The 13650-nt window shown below is 73.0% G+C and carries 15 protein-coding genes; 9 read left to right on the top strand and 6 right to left on the bottom strand.

Annotated elements, in window-relative coordinates:
* From CLT74_RS11935 to CLT74_RS11920, 4 genes are read left to right on the top strand one after another with little or no spacing between them, the layout of a single operon-like run.
* Window positions 1–1428, top strand: a complete 1428-nt coding sequence (locus CLT74_RS11935; protein WP_099846586.1) for a PfkB family carbohydrate kinase — start codon at window positions 1–3, stop codon at window positions 1426–1428.
* Window positions 1425–2120, top strand: a complete 696-nt coding sequence (locus CLT74_RS11930) for an SDR family oxidoreductase (RefSeq protein ID WP_099846585.1) — start codon at window positions 1425–1427, stop codon at window positions 2118–2120. Before CLT74_RS11935 ends, CLT74_RS11930 begins: the two co-directional genes overlap by 4 nt.
* Window positions 2117–3070: a glycosyltransferase family 9 protein gene (locus CLT74_RS11925; protein ID WP_099846584.1), complete on the top strand. Its 954-nt coding sequence runs from the start codon at window positions 2117–2119 to the stop codon at window positions 3068–3070. The genes CLT74_RS11930 and CLT74_RS11925 overlap by 4 nt, the downstream gene beginning before the upstream one ends.
* The gene (locus CLT74_RS11920; RefSeq protein WP_099846583.1) at window positions 3054–4037 is read left to right on the top strand and encodes a DNA topoisomerase IB; all 984 of its coding nucleotides are present in this window, start codon (window positions 3054–3056) and stop codon (window positions 4035–4037) included. Before CLT74_RS11925 ends, CLT74_RS11920 begins: the two co-directional genes overlap by 17 nt.
* A 7-nt stretch (window positions 4038–4044) precedes the next feature.
* Here the strand turns inward: CLT74_RS11920 and CLT74_RS11915 are convergent, their stop codons facing one another.
* The gene (locus tag CLT74_RS11915; RefSeq protein ID WP_486582264.1) at window positions 4045–4815 is read right to left on the bottom strand and encodes a TetR/AcrR family transcriptional regulator; all 771 of its coding nucleotides are present in this window, start codon (window positions 4813–4815) and stop codon (window positions 4045–4047) included.
* A gap of 90 nt (window positions 4816–4905) precedes the next feature.
* On the opposite strand from CLT74_RS11915, the gene CLT74_RS11910 reads away from it, so the two are divergent.
* A complete protein-coding gene (locus tag CLT74_RS11910; RefSeq protein WP_199172170.1) occupies window positions 4906–5871 on the top strand; it encodes an ATP-binding cassette domain-containing protein in 966 nt (321 codons plus the stop codon).
* Window positions 5864–6628, top strand: coding sequence for an ABC transporter permease (locus CLT74_RS11905; protein ID WP_486582263.1), 765 nt, complete (start codon window positions 5864–5866; stop codon window positions 6626–6628). Before CLT74_RS11910 ends, CLT74_RS11905 begins: the two co-directional genes overlap by 8 nt.
* 98 nt (window positions 6629–6726) lie before the next feature.
* On the opposite strand, the gene CLT74_RS11900 is transcribed toward CLT74_RS11905, so the two are convergent.
* The 4 genes from CLT74_RS11900 to CLT74_RS31300 all read right to left on the bottom strand — a co-directional run bounded on the left by CLT74_RS11900 (window position 6727) and on the right by CLT74_RS31300 (window position 10202).
* Complete coding sequence (locus CLT74_RS11900) at window positions 6727–7230, bottom strand: hypothetical protein (protein ID WP_099851824.1); 504 nt, start codon at window positions 7228–7230, stop codon at window positions 6727–6729.
* A gap of 145 nt (window positions 7231–7375) precedes the next feature.
* Window positions 7376–9007, bottom strand: a complete 1632-nt coding sequence (locus tag CLT74_RS11895; protein WP_099851822.1) for a RecQ family ATP-dependent DNA helicase — start codon at window positions 9005–9007, stop codon at window positions 7376–7378.
* Window positions 9008–9054: 47 nt separating this feature from the next.
* Window positions 9055–10005, bottom strand: coding sequence for a TIGR03557 family F420-dependent LLM class oxidoreductase (locus CLT74_RS11890; RefSeq protein WP_099846582.1), 951 nt, complete (start codon window positions 10003–10005; stop codon window positions 9055–9057).
* 74 nt (window positions 10006–10079) lie between these two features.
* The gene (locus tag CLT74_RS31300; protein ID WP_269738869.1) at window positions 10080–10202 is read right to left on the bottom strand and encodes a hypothetical protein; all 123 of its coding nucleotides are present in this window, start codon (window positions 10200–10202) and stop codon (window positions 10080–10082) included.
* A gap of 215 nt (window positions 10203–10417) precedes the next feature.
* On the opposite strand from CLT74_RS31300, the gene CLT74_RS11885 reads away from it, so the two are divergent.
* Window positions 10418–11932 carry a glycoside hydrolase family 3 N-terminal domain-containing protein gene (locus tag CLT74_RS11885; RefSeq protein WP_099846581.1) on the top strand — a complete coding sequence of 505 codons (1515 nt, stop codon included), beginning with the start codon at window positions 10418–10420 and terminating at the stop codon, window positions 11930–11932.
* Here CLT74_RS11885 and CLT74_RS11880 read toward each other — a convergent pair.
* Window positions 11916–12197, bottom strand: a complete 282-nt coding sequence (locus CLT74_RS11880) for a GNAT family N-acetyltransferase (protein ID WP_239093432.1) — start codon at window positions 12195–12197, stop codon at window positions 11916–11918. The genes CLT74_RS11885 and CLT74_RS11880 overlap by 17 nt on opposite strands.
* A gap of 96 nt (window positions 12198–12293) precedes the next feature.
* On the opposite strand from CLT74_RS11880, the gene CLT74_RS11875 reads away from it, so the two are divergent.
* On the top strand, window positions 12294–12650 hold the full coding sequence (locus tag CLT74_RS11875) for a hypothetical protein (protein ID WP_099846579.1): 357 nt from the start codon (window positions 12294–12296) through the stop codon (window positions 12648–12650).
* A 59-nt stretch (window positions 12651–12709) separates the two neighbouring features.
* A complete protein-coding gene (locus tag CLT74_RS11870) occupies window positions 12710–13531 on the top strand; it encodes a DUF1206 domain-containing protein (protein WP_099846578.1) in 822 nt (273 codons plus the stop codon).
* Window positions 13532–13650 lie beyond the last annotated feature (119 nt).

The following is a 13650-nucleotide window of genomic DNA, read 5'->3' as shown; positions in this document are numbered from 1 at the left end:
GTGACGGGACCCGTGGTGGTGGTCGGCGACACCCTGCTCGACCGGGACGTCGAGGGTGTGGTCAACCGGCTCTGTCCGGACTCGCCGGTGCCCGTGCTCGACGAGATCGCGCACGTGGATCGGCCCGGAGGCGCCGGGCTCTCCGCCGTCTTCGCCGCCGCACAGGGTGCCGAGGTGGTGCTGGTGACCGCGCTGGCCGACGATGCGGGTGGAGCCCGGCTGAGCGTGCTGCTCGCCGCCGCCGGGGTGCAGGTGTATCCGCTGCGGCTGCACGGCGCGACCCCGGAGAAGATCCGGCTGCGGTCCGGGGGCCGGGTGCTGCTGCGCCACGACCGGGGCGGCGGGATGGGGGAGTTGGGCGACCCGGGCGACGCGGTGCTGCGCGTCCTGGACCGGGCCTCGGTGGTGCTGGTCAGCGACTACGGCCGCGCGGTGGCGCGGCAACCGGCGCTGCGGGCGGCCCTGGCCTCGATCCGCGCCCCGTTGGTGTGGGATCCGCACCCGCGTGGGCCCGCCGCCGTACCGGGGGCGAACCTGGTCACCCCGAACGAGGCGGAGGTGCGGGAGCTGACGGAGGCGCCGGTCGGTGCCACCCGGCTGGCCACCGCCGCCGAGGGGGCGCAGCGACTGCGGCAGCGGTGGCGGGCGGGCGCTGTCGCGGTGACGCTCGGCGCCGACGGGGCACTGCTCAGCCACGCCGGGTCGACCCCGCTGATGGTGCCCGCTCCGGTCGCCGCCGAGGGGGACACCTGTGGCGCGGGCGATCGGTTCGCGGTCGCCGCCGGCCTGGCCCTGGCCCGTGGGGCGTTGGTCTCCGAGGCGGTACAGGAGGCGGTGGCGGACGCTTCGGCCTACGTGGCGGACGGTGGGGTGGCCACGGCCCTGCCGGCGCCGGTGCGGCGTGCCCCGCAGGCGGTGCACGCCGCGGTGGCCGGCGACCGGGTCGGGGTGGCCGCGTCCGCCGCCGTGGTCGCCCAGGTCCGTGCCGCCGGCGGCACTGTCGTCGCGACCGGTGGCTGCTTCGACCTGCTGCACGCCGGCCACGTGGCGACGTTGCAGGCCGCCCGGCAGCTCGGCGACTGCCTGATCGTGTGCCTCAACTCCGACTCCAGTGTGACCGGACTCAAGGGACCGGGCCGGCCGGTGATGCGTCAGACCGACCGCAGTCGGCTGCTGGCCGCGTTGAGCTGCGTGGACGCCGTGATGATCTTCGACGAGCCGACACCGGCGGCGGCGCTGTCCTGGCTGCGTCCGGACATCTGGGTCAAGGGCGGGGACTACGGCACCGGCGGTGGCGGTGACGCTCTCCCGGAGGCGGAACTCCTGCGCCGGTGGGGTGGACACACAGTGGTGGTGCCCTACCTGGACGGACGCTCCACCACCGAGATGATCGCCGCGACGGCCAGCCGGACGGAGGTTGTCCGGTGACCGCGCCGAATGCCGGCCGGACCGTGCTGGTCACCGGCGGCTCCAGCGGACTGGGCGCGGCAGTGGTGGCGGCGGTGGCCGCCGCCGGTGGTCGGCCACTGGTGCTGGACCGGCAGGCGCCGGCGGACGGGGTGCCCTGGGTGGAGTGCGATCTGGCCGACACCCGGCGTGCCGAGGCGGCCACCCGCGAACTGGCCGAGCGGGTGGGTGGGCTGGACGGGGTGGTCACCGCCGCCGGCATCGACGTGCCGGGCCGGCTCGCCGACGTGCCGGGTGAGACCTGGGACCGGATCGTCGCGGTCGACCTGCTGGCCACCGCCGCGGTGATCCGGGCGGCGCTGCCGTTCCTGACGGCGTCCCGGGGCACCGTCGTGACGGTGGCCTCCACGCTGGGCGTCAAGGCGGTGAGCGACGCGACGGCGTACTGCGCGGCGAAGTTCGGGGTGGTCGGCTTCACCCGGGCGCTCGCCGCCGAACTCGCCGGCACGGTAGGCGTCACGCTGCTCATCCCGGGCGGGATGCGGACGGCCTTCTTCGACGAACGCGACCCGCAGTACCGGCCGGGGGCGGACGCGATCCTCAACGATCCGGCCGACACCGCAGCCGCCGTCATGTTCGCCCTGTCGCAGCCGGCCGGCTGCGCGATCCGCGAGATGGTGGTCTGCGCCGATCAGGAGACGTCGTACCCGTGATCCTGGTGCTGCGTGCCCTCGGCGTCGGTGACCTCGCCACGGCGGTCCCGGCGTTGCGGGCGCTGCGCGCGGCCCACCCGGACCAGCGGTTGGTGCTCGCCGCACCGGCCTGGCTCGGGCCACTCGTCGAGCTGATCGGCGGGGTGGACCGGCTGCTGCCCACCGACGGCCTGGACCAGCTCGATCGACCGGCCGGGCGGGTGGAGCTGGCGGTCAACCTGCACGGCCGGGGTCCGCTGTCGCACCGGCTGCTGGCCGCCGTCCACCCCGGCCGGCTGCTCGCCTTCGCCAACGCCGAGGCGTCGCACGTCGACGGACCGGACTGGGACGACCACGAGCACGAGGTGTCGCGCTGGTGCCGGCTGCTGCGGGCGTACGGGGTACCGGCCGACCCGACCGACCTGGATCTGCGCCGACCGGGCCCGGTGGCGGCGGGCAGCGGTGCCACGGTGCTGCATCCGGGTTCGAAGGAGCCGGCGAAGCGGTGGCCGGCCGACCGGTTCGTGGCGCTGGCCCGGGAGCTGACCGGGCGGGGACACCGGGTGGTGTTGACCGGCAGCGCGTCGGAGCGGGCCGTGGTCACCCGCATCGCGTACCAGGCCGGGTTGCCCGCCGCCGCGGTGCTGGCCGGTCGGACGGACCTGGCGCAGCTCGCCGCTCTGATCGCCGGAGCGCGCCTGGTGGTCAGCGGGGACACCGGCGTGGCGCACCTGGCCACCGGCTACCGCACCCCGTCGGTGGTGCTGTTCGGCCCGGTTCCGCCCGCCCGGTGGGGGCCACCGCCGGAGCGTCGACGGCACCTGGCGCTCTGGGCCGGCGCGCGCGCATGGCCGGACTGGGACGGGGTAGGTGACCATCCCACAATGGTCGCCATCGGTGTGGACGAGGTGCTGGCCGCCGTCGACGAGGTGGAGCAGGCGGTGCGGGTGGACCGTGCGGTTGCGGCGTAGCGATCCGGGCCGGCCGGGGTACCGGCGGCAGCGGCGGGGCAGGGGCTGGTCGTTCCTGGACCCGCGCGGCGAGCCGGTGCGCGACCCCGACGAGTTGGCCCGGCTGCGGGAACTTGTCATCCCACCGGCCTGGCGGCAGGTGTGGATCTCGCCGTACCCCAACGGGCACATCCAGGCCATCGGCGTCGACGCGGCCGGCCGGAAGCAGTACCTCTACCACCCGCTGTGGCGGCAGCGGCAGGACGAGGCGAAGTTCGACCACGTGCTGGAGGTGGCGGGCCGGTTGCCGCTGTTGCGCGAGCGGGTCGACCACGACCTGGCGGTGCGGGGGCTGCGTCGCGAGCGGGTGCTGGCCACGGTGACCCGGCTGCTCGACATGGGCACCTTCCGGGTCGGCAGCGACCAGTACGCGGCGGGCGAGGATCCGACCTTCGGGGTGGCCACCCTGCGCCCCGAGCACGCCCGGCTCCGCAGGGGTTGCGTGCTGTTCGAGTTCCCCGCCAAGGGCGGCATCGAGCAGGTACGGCTGATCTCCGACCCGCAGTTGTGCCGGGTGCTGGCCGACCTGCGTCGGCGGCGGCGGGCGGCGGACCGGTTGTTCGGCTACTGGGACGGGCGGCAGTGGCGGGACGTACGGGCCGACGAGGTGAACGACTACCTACGGGAGGCCAGCGGTGGCGAGATGACCGCCAAGGACTTCCGCACCTGGCACGCGACGGTACGGGCGGCGACGGAGTTGGCCACGTTCACCTCCGCCGGTTCGGTGACCGCCCGTCGCCGGGCGGTGGCGGCGGTGATGAGGCAGGTGGCGGAGTTGCTGGGAAACACGCCGACGGTGGCTCGCGCGTCGTACGTGGATCCGAGGGTGGTGGACCTGTTCCACGACGGCGTGGTCGTCCCGGTGGCCGAGGGAACCTCGCCGGAGCAGGCCGAGCGGGCGGTGCTGACCCTGCTGGGGCGGAGCTGACCGGGCCTCATCCCGCGTCGGGGCGGGGCCTGCCGACGGCACGGGTTTCGATCATCGCCGCCACCCCGTCGAGGATCCGGCCCAGCCCGAACCGCCATTCCAGGTCGACGTCGTCGTCGTACTCTTCACCCTCGGCCAGCAGCTCGTGGATCGCCGGGTACGGGCCGGGCGCGGTGAGCGTGGCGAGGTGCTGCCAGTAGCGCAGGCCCACCTGCTCCGGCGTCTGTCCGGTCCGGGCGGCGGCCTCGGCGATGTCGGCGGTGAGCGTGGCCCAGCTGCGGGCGTACCCGCTGACCAGCATGATCGTGGAGATCCGTTCGGTGGCCCGTAGCCCGGTGCCGCGCAGCGCGGCGAGCCCGTACTCCATCCAGCGCACCTGGTTGGGGTTGATCGGGGGGCCGCTGATCGGCACGTGCCGCATCCACGGCTGTCGGCGCAGCGCGGCGACGTTTCCCTCGCCCCAGCGGGCCAGCGCCGGTCGCCAGCCCTCGTCGATGCCGCGCGGGCGTGGTGGCGGGCCGTACGCGGTGTCCACCATCAGGTCGAGCAGGTCGTGTTTGGTCGGCACGTACCGGTACAGCGACATCGTCGCCACGCCGAGGTCGCCGGCCACCCGGCTCATCGACACCGCCGGCAGTCCTTCGGCCTGGGCGATCTGGATCCCGGTGGCGACCACCTGATCCAGGCTGAGACTGCGCTTCGGACCACGGCTCGGGCGGTCGCGCAGCCCCCAGGCGAGCGCGACGTTCTCGGGCAGCTCGACGTCGGGTCCGTTCACTCCACCTCCCAGGCACGTTGACCGCCAGCATAACCTCTGCGTATGGTGCACGCATATAAGCGTATGGCCTACGCAGATTTGGAGGGTTTCATGGTGCACGGACCGCCAGCTGTCGAGCTTGTCGATCTGCGCAAGTCCTTCGGGGACCACGTCGTGCTCGACGGGTTGTCCCTGCGGGTGCCCACGGGTGGGGTGCACGCCCTGTTGGGCCAGAACGGGGCCGGGAAGACCACCACGGTGCGGATCCTGGCGACGCTGACCCGGCCGGATTCGGGTACCGCCCGGGTCGCCGGCCACGACGTGGTGCGGGAGCGGCGGCGGGTACGCCGGACGATAAGCCTCGCCGGCCAGCACGCGGCGCTCGACGACGGGCAGACCGGCGTGGAGAACCTGACAATGTTGGCCCGGCTCGCCGGATTGGGCGCGCCCGCGGCCCGCGCCCGCGCCGCGGCGCTGCTGGACCGCTTCGACCTGGTCGACGCCGCCGGGCGACAGGTGGTGACGTACTCCGGTGGGATGCGACGCCGCCTCGACCTGGCGGCCAGCCTGGTCGGCGCACCGTCAGTGATCTTCCTGGACGAGCCCACCACCGGCCTGGACCCGCGCAGCCGGCAGGCGCTGTGGGAGGTGATCGGCGAGCTGGCCGGCGCCGGGGTGACGGTGCTGCTCACCACGCAGTATCTGGAGGAGGCCGACCGCCTGGCCGACCAGATCATGGTGCTGCACGGCGGCGGGCTGGTCGCCGAGGGGACGGCGGCCGACCTCAAGCGGCGCTTCGGCGCCCAGCGGTTGGAGCTGACCTGGCGCGACGCCGCCGGTCTCGCCGAGGCCGAGCGGCGGTTGGGGGCCCGGGTCACCCACCGCGAGCCGGCTCGGCTGGCGCTGTCGGTGGCCACCGACGGCAGCGCGCCACAGGTCCGCAGCCTGCTCGACGAGGTCGATCCGGACCGGCACGGGGTGGTCCGGTTCACCGTACGGGAGGCGACCCTCGATGACGTCTTCTTCGCCCTCACCGACCGTCCGGCGAGCACCGAGCGGGAGGTGGCCGGTGTCTGAGCTGACCCTCCGGCCGAGGCACGCCGCCGTGATGGTCGGCCGTTGCGTGCGGCTGTCCCGCCGCAACGTCGACGCGCTGCTCACCTCGCTGCTGCTGCCGGTGATCCTGATGCTGCTCTTCGTCTACCTCTTCGGCGGGGCGATCGACACCGGTTCGGCGTACGTGACCTACGTGGTGCCCGGTGTGCTGCTGCTCTGCGCCGGCTTCGGCGCGGCCGGCACGGCGGTCAGCGTCACCACCGACCTGACCAACGGCATGATCGAACGGCTACGCACGATGGATGTCGGCGCCACCTCGATCCTGGCCGGGCACGTGGTGGCCAGCGTGGCCCGCAACACGGTGTCCACGGTGCTGGTGCTCGGGGTGGCGGTGGCCATCGGGTTCCGGCCGGCCGTCGCGCCGCTGCGCTGGCTGGCCGCTGCCGGGGTGCTGCTGCTGTTCCTGCTGGCGGTGTCGTGGCTGTCGGCGGCGTTCGGCCTGCTGGCCCGGACCCCGGAGGCGGCCAACGGCTACACCTTCCTGGTGATGTTCCTGCCCTATCCGAGCAGCGCCTTCGTGCCGGTCGAGACCATGCCCAGCTGGCTACGGGGCTTCGCCGAGCATCAACCGGTCACCCCGGTCATCGAGTCGCTGCGCGGACTCCTGCTGAACACCCCGGTCGGCACCGCACCCACCCGCGCAGCGGCCTGGTGCATCGCCCTGCTCGCCCTGGCGGTGCTCCTCTCCGCCCTCCTCTTCCCCCGCCGGGTCGCCTGACGCCCCCTTCCCACCGTGTCGACCGAGAGGTTGGCGGCGGTTTTCGAGATCGAAACCGCCGCCAACCTCATGATCAACGGGGCAGGTGGGGGTAGGGGTCAGTCGTTGAGGATCTGGGAGAGGCGGTCGCGGAAGCGGCGCTCGGAGGGGCTGACCTCGGTGCCGCCGAGGCCGAGCACACCGCCGGTGCTGGCCGCGCCGACCACCTGCTCGGCGATCTCCACCAGCCAGTGCCGGTACGCGCCCGCCTCGCCCTCGTCGACCTTCGCCGCCAGCAGCGCCGACGCCTCCTTCGCCCGGCCCAGCACGTCCTCGGCGTAGCCGCGCGGGTCCGCCGGGGAGATGACCGGCATCTCCTCACCGGCCTCCGGGTCGCCGACCCGGGTGACGATCTCGCCGGCCACGGCGGCCACCAGCGGGCTGGCCGACTCCCGCCCGCCGGAGATGGTCTCCAGGCCGGCGGCGCCCTCGGCCATCGTCGCCTTGGTGCCGTCGGACTCGGCGGCGCTCGCCGCGGTGAGCACCGACTGTGGCAGGCCGACAAGCAGCCCCCACTCCTCGTCGGAAAAACCGAAACCGGTGTACGCCGGCTCTTCGATCACGACCCGCCCCTCCCGCTCGTCGTTCACGTCCTCGTCAACCGCGCCGCCAGCGGCGACCGGTCGGTCTGGTCCAGCAGCCGTCGGCGCCGGGCCGGTCCAGTCACCGACGGCCCGGTCTGGTCCAGTCGCCGGCGGCCGGCTCAGGTTAATCCAGGGTCAGCAGACCCTGTTCGGACACCACGCTCACCGACAGCGTCTTGTACCCGACCTCGTCGAACAGGACCGTCATCCGGCCCTCCTCGTAGCTGAGCACCAGGCCGGAACCCCACTCGGCGTGCCGCACCTGGCTGTGTACGGGGAACGGGCCGACCGAGCCGTCGTCGGGCACGCTGGTGCCGGCGTGGCAGTTGTCGCAGTGCCCGCAGATCTCGGTCATCTGCTCGCCGAAGTAGGCGAGCAACGTCTGACCCCGGCAGGCGCTGGTCTCGGCGAAGGCGCGCATCATGTCGGTACGCGACCGGGTCAGGCTCTGCTGCCGTTCCGCCTCGGCCACCGCAGCCGCCGCGGCGTCGACCGGAGTGGGGGCGTAACGGGGGGCGCTGACCCGTTGCCCCGCCGTCTGCTGAGCCGCGCCCACCTGCTCCAGCAGGGCGAGGTACTGCCCGAGCTTGCGGGGGCCGAGCCCGGTCACCTCGCGTAGTTTCTTCCGGGTGGTCGGTTCCTTGCGCAGCAACGCGGCCAGATCGCGCAGCTCGGTGGCGTCGGGCAGGCCACCGCTGAAGTAGCGTTGCAGCCCGACGTCCTCGGCCTGCCACAGCAGCAGGACCCGGGCCGCCTCGCCGTCGCGCCCGGCACGGCCGATCTCCTGGAAGTAGCTGTCCGGCGAGTCGGGCAGTGCCATGTGCACCACCCAGGCGATGTTGGGCTTGTCGATGCCCATGCCGAAGGCCGAGGTCGCCACCATGATCGGCACCTGGTCGGCGAGGAACGCCTCGTGCAGCCGGACACGGGCGTTGGCCGCCATCCCGCCGTGGTAGTACTGCGCGGGATAGCCAGCGTCGGTCAGCCGGGCGGACAGTTCCTCGGCGGCGCGACGGGTGGGCACGTAGATGATGCCGGGCCGCTTGTCGTCGCGCAGCAGGGCGATCAGCCGCCGCCACCGGTAGTCCTCGGTGGGGCAGTGCGCCACCTCCAGGAAGAGGTTGGGCCGGTCCAGGCCGGAGACCACGATCTCGGGCTTACGCAGCCGCAGCCGGTCGACGATGTCGTCGCGTACCGGCGGGGAGGCGGTGGCGGTCAACGCCACCACCGGCGGTCGGCCGATGCCCTCGATGAGCTGCCCGAGGGCCAGGTAGTCCGGGCGGAAGTCGTGGCCCCAGGCGGAGATGCAGTGCGCCTCGTCGATCGCGACGAGCGCCGGTTTCAACGCGCGCACCTCGGCCAGCCGCTCCGGGTTGGCCAGTTGCTCCGGGGTGATGAAAAGGAACTCGGCCCGTCCGTCGCGGATCTCCGCGATCGCCTCGGCCTGCTGGGCCGCCGTCTCGTCCGAGCTGATCCGGACCGCGCGCAGTTCCGATCGCTGTCGCTCGTTGAGCGCGGCGATCTGGTCCTGCTGGAGCGCCAGGAGCGGGGAGATCACCACGGTCGGGCCGGGGATCAGGCTGGCCGGGATCTGGTAGATCGCCGACTTGCCGGCGCCGGTGGGCAGCACCACCAGGGCGTCGCGGCGGCGCATCACGGCCCGCATCGCGGCCAACTGGTTGGGCCGCAGGGCGGTCCAACCGAACAGGCTGCGCGCGGCTCGGCGCAACGACATCGAGTGCGTGGTCAGCTTCATCGAAGGCCGCAGGTACCCGGCCGGCTCCGCGCCGAAACCCGCGTTGATCAACGCACCCGGGGCAGCACCTCGCGCTGGTACAGGTCGAGCAGTCCCGCCCAGTTCGGCCCGGTGTTGGCGACGTACACCTCGTCGAAACCGGCAGTGGCATACGCGTCGATCTTCGCCAGGTGGGCGTCGGCGTCGTTGCCGCAGACGAACGCCTCGCGCATCGCCTCCGGATCGACAAGGGTGGCGGCCTGCTCGAAGTGGCGGGGCGAAGGCAGGACCTGGAGCAGCTCGCCAGGGATCGCCTCGGTCGGCCAGCGCTCGTACGCCAGCCGCATGCCCTCCTCCACCGTCGGCGCGTACGCGGCCTTGAAACCGGCCTGGCAGGGCTTGTCGCCGCCACCGTTGTCCCGGAACCGGCGCACCAACTCGCCATCGGGCATGGTGTTGACGAACCCGTCGCCGATCCGAGCGGCCAGGTCCACCGCCTTCGGCCCGAACGCGGAGACGTAGATCGGCGGGGGCGTCTCGGGCAGCGTGTAGATCCGGGCGTGCTCCACCCGGTAGTGCCGGCCGTGGTGGTTGACGAAGCCGCCGCGCCACAGCTCGCGCATCACCTCGACCGCCTCCTCCAGCATCTCCAGCCGGACGCCGGCCTGCGGCCAGTGGTCGCCGAGGATGTGCTCGTTGAGCGCCTCGCCGGAGCCCACCCCGAGGACGAACCGGCCGGAGTGCAGCACCGCGCTTGTCGCCGCCGCCTGGGCGAGCACCGCCGGGTGGATGCGGACGGTCGGGCAGGTGACGGCGGTGGTGACCGGTAGCCGGCAGACCTGGCTCAGCGCACCGATCATCGACCAGACGAACGGGCTCTGCCCCTGGGCGTCGGTCCACGGGTGGTAGTGATCGGAGATCCACAGCGCCTCGAAACCGGCCCGCTCGGCGGCCCGTGCCTGGTCGAGCAGTTCGGCAGGCGCGTACTCCTCGGTGGACAGGAAGTATCCGATCTTCATTTTTCCCCCTCGGCCCGCTGGTGCGTATGGGGCAGGCGGTACCCCGGCGGGCGCCTGCCACACCCCGGCGGGGCTCAGCGACGGAACATCGCGCGGATGGCGATGAGCAGCAGCAGTCCGCCGACCACCAGGCCGAGCAGGCGTACGCCGGGGATGTCGGCCGGGCTCGTCGCGTCGGCCAGCAGCACGGGGTCCATACCCGCACTGTCGCGGCGTAGCGCTCCCAAGGCAACTGTAAGGTTTATTGACTATTGCGTGGCGCGGTGTGACCATGTCTGCACCGCCGGCTGGCGGGGGAGTCCACGGCGGAACACGCGGGGGTACAGCGCCGAATGAGTGAGCGGCAGCGAGCGAATCATCAACTCAGCGCGGCGGTGCCTCATGGCGGCACGCAGCGAAGCGGAGTGCCGGCATGAGTGAGCGAGTCGAGCGCAACGGAAACCTGGCAGCCCTGGCAGCCGCGGTCCTGCAGCCCGGTTTCGTCGGTACCACCCCGCCCGCCTGGGTCTGCCGCTGGCTCGGCGACGGGCTCGGCTCGGTGGTGCTGTTCAGTCGTAACGTCGTCGACCCCGGGCAGGTCGCCGCGCTGACCGCCGCGCTGCGCGCGGAGCGCCCGGACGTGATCGTCGCCATCGACGAGGAGGCGGGTGACGTCACCCGCATCGAGTCCGGCCGGGGCAGTTCCCGCCCGGGCAACCTGGCACTCGGCGCGGTCGACGACCCGGCCCTCACCGAGGAGGTGGCCCGCGACCTGGGCGAGGAACTCGCCGCCGCCGGGGTCACCCTGAACTACGCGCCGGACGTCGACGTCAACTCCAACCCGGACAACCCGGTGATCGGGGTCCGTTCGTTCGGCGCGGAGCCGTCGCTTGTCGCCCGGCACACCACCGCCTGGGTACGCGGTTTGCAGGCCGGTGGCGTCGCCGCCTGCGCGAAGCACTTCCCGGGGCACGGCGACACCCGCGTCGACTCCCATCACGATCTGCCCCGGATCGACGCCGACCGGGCCCGGCTGCACACCGTCGAGCTGGCCCCGTTCCGGGCCGCGGTGGCGGCGGGCGTCCAGGCGGTGATGACCGGGCACCTGCTGGTGCCGGCCCTGGATCCCGACCTGCCCGCCACCCTGAGCGGCCGAATCCTGGGCGGCCTGCTGCGCGAGGAGATGGGCTTCGACGGCGTGGTGGTGACCGACGCGGTGGAGATGGGCGCGGTGGCCGACCGCTACGGGTTCGCCGGTGCGGCGGTGCGTGCCCTGGCGGCGGGGGCGGACGCGATCTGCGTGGGCGGCGAGCACGCCGACGAGGAGACCGCCCGCCACCTGCGCGACGCCATCGTGGACGCGGTCGTCGCCGGTGAACTGCCCGAGGAGCGGCTGGCCGAGGCGGCCAAGCGGGTCGGCCAACTCGCCGCCTGGACGGTGGCGGCACGGACCGCCCGCGCCGCAGGCCCGGCCGGCGGCTCGGCCGTCGGGCTGGTCGCGGCGCGACGTGCCGTCCGGATCACACCACGCGGCGACTCGGCCACCACGCTGCCACTGGCCGGTCCGGCGCACGTGGTGGAGTTTCAGCCGCCGCACAACATCGCGATCGGGTCGGAGACCCCCTGGGGGGTGGCGGCACCCCTCACCGCCCTGGTGCCGGGCACCACGAGCGTCCGGTACGTCGAGAACGCGGTGCCGCCCGACCCGGCCGCCGACGCGACCGGCCGGCCGCTGGTGCTCGTGGTACGCGACCTGCACCGGCACGCCTGGATGCGGGACGCGGTGGACCGGGCGCTGACCGCCCGCCCCGACGCGGTGGTCGTCGAACTCGGGGTACCCGCCCTGGTCACCGGCGCGGTTCACATCGCCACCCATGGCGCCACCCGGGCCGCCGGGCGGGCCGCGGCCGAGCTGCTCGGTGGCGGGGCGGTCAGCCCTGGCTGGTGACCAGGTCGGCGTACTCCGGGTGGCGTTCGATGAAGGCGGCCATGAACGGGCAGCGGGGCACCACCCGCTGACCCTGCGCGCGGACCTGGTCCAGGGTGCCGCGCATCAGCGCCGCACCGACGCCCATGTTCTGGAAGCCCGGGTCCACCTCGGTGTGCGTGAAGATCAGCACCGCATCCCGGGGCAGGTACGCGGTGAAGCCGGCGAGCGCGTCGTCGACCAGGATCTCGTAGCGGTGTTTGGCGGGGTTGTCCTCGACAAGCATGCTCACCCCTGCATTGTCCATCGGCCGGCGACCGAGCCGGTCCGTTCGCCGACGTCTCGTACGCTTGACCGCGTGACGAACCGATCCCCCGCCCGCATGACCCCGCTCACCTCCGCCCGTAGCACCCCCACCCGGCTGGCCGGACTGCTGGCCGGCCTCGCGCTCGGCGTGGCCCTGCTGGCCGGTTGCAGCTCGGAAGGGGCCAGCACCAACTGTGGGCTGGACGCCTGCACTGTCACCTTCGACCGGGGCGTGGACGCCCGGGCCAACATCCTCGGTGTCGAGGCCCGGTTGGTCGAGGCGCAGGACGACGTGGTCACCATCGAGGTCGGCGGCGAGCAACTGTCGCTCACCGTCGGTCAGCAGGCCGCCGACGTCGGCGGCCTGGCGGTCACCCTGGACAGCGTCACCGACACCGAGGTGAAGGTCCGCATCGCGCGTAACGGCGGCTGACGGCAACCGGGCGGCGGCCAGCACGTTTGGAAATCTTCGCGTTCGGAGATTGAGGCGCCATGTCTCTTACCCGGAACGCCGAAGCCACCGCCGCCCGTACGGCCGACAGCCGGTGGCTGGAACTCCTCGCCCGGGCCGGTTTCATCGGCTACGGGATCGTGCACCTGCTGTTCGGCTGGCTGGCGCTGCAGATCGCGTTCGGCAACTCGTCCGACGACGGCGACCAGTCCGGCGCGCTGCGTACTCTCGCCGCGCAACCCATGGGCAAGTTCCTGGTCATCGCCATCGCCGTGGGCATGCTCGCCATGGCGATCTGGCAGGCTCTCGAGGCGGCGGTCGGGCACCGCACCGAGCGGGGCAACGACCGGCTCAAGGAGCGGGTCATCTCCGCCGCCCGTACCGTCATCTACCTCTGGTTGGCCTGGACCGCCTGGAAGGTCTTCTCCAACGCCAACTCCGACAGCGCCTCCCAGCAGGAGGACCTGACCGCCCGGATGATGGAGTCCAGCGGGGGCCGCTGGCTTGTCGGTCTCGCCGGCCTGGTGCTCATGGGCATCGGCGTCGGCATGGCGATCTACGGCATCAAGAAGAAGTTCATGAAGCGGCTGAAGACCGGCGAGATGAACGCCAAGACCACCCAGCTCGCCCGCCGGCTCGGCATGGCCGGTTACGCCTCCCGGGGCGCCGCCTTCGCGGTGACCGGCCTGCTCGTGGTGCTGGCCGCGGTGAACTACGACCCGGAGAAGGCCCGGGGCCTGGACGCCGCGCTGCGGACCCTGCGCGACCAGTCGTTCGGCCCGATCCTGCTCGCCCTCATCGCGCTGGGCATCGCCGCCTTCGGCGTCTACTGCTTCCTCCAGTCCCGCTACCGCAAGGTATGACCTTCTCCTCCGTGGCCGCCCCGACGGTGGCCGGTGACGGCGATCCAAGGCACCATTGCCCCTTTGCCGGATCTTGATCGCCCGTTCGCCGGATGCCGCCATCGGGGCGGCCGTCGGGT

It is taken from the genome of Verrucosispora sp. CNZ293 (assembly GCF_002754655.1).
The sequence above is the reverse complement of the archived record's forward strand: the minus strand, read 5'-3'. Positions and strand labels throughout refer to the sequence as shown.

Excerpts from the sequence above, each read along its gene's own strand:
- CLT74_RS31300 (WP_269738869.1), bottom strand. The coding sequence starts at position 10,202 with ATGGACCCCGTGCTGCTGGCCGACGCGACGAGCCCGGCCGACATCCCC.
- CLT74_RS11885 (WP_099846581.1), top strand. The coding sequence starts at position 10,418 with ATGAGTGAGCGAGTCGAGCGCAACGGAAACCTGGCAGCCCTGGCAGCC.
- CLT74_RS11880 (WP_239093432.1), bottom strand. The coding sequence starts at position 12,197 with ATGCTTGTCGAGGACAACCCCGCCAAACACCGCTACGAGATCCTGGTC.
- CLT74_RS11910 (WP_199172170.1), top strand. The coding sequence starts at position 4,906 with ATGGTGCACGGACCGCCAGCTGTCGAGCTTGTCGATCTGCGCAAGTCC.
- CLT74_RS11895 (WP_099851822.1), bottom strand. The coding sequence starts at position 9,007 with ATGAAGCTGACCACGCACTCGATGTCGTTGCGCCGAGCCGCGCGCAGC.
- CLT74_RS11875 (WP_099846579.1), top strand. The coding sequence starts at position 12,294 with ATGACCCCGCTCACCTCCGCCCGTAGCACCCCCACCCGGCTGGCCGGA.
- CLT74_RS11870 (WP_099846578.1), top strand. The coding sequence starts at position 12,710 with ATGTCTCTTACCCGGAACGCCGAAGCCACCGCCGCCCGTACGGCCGAC.
- CLT74_RS11890 (WP_099846582.1), bottom strand. The coding sequence starts at position 10,005 with ATGAAGATCGGATACTTCCTGTCCACCGAGGAGTACGCGCCTGCCGAA.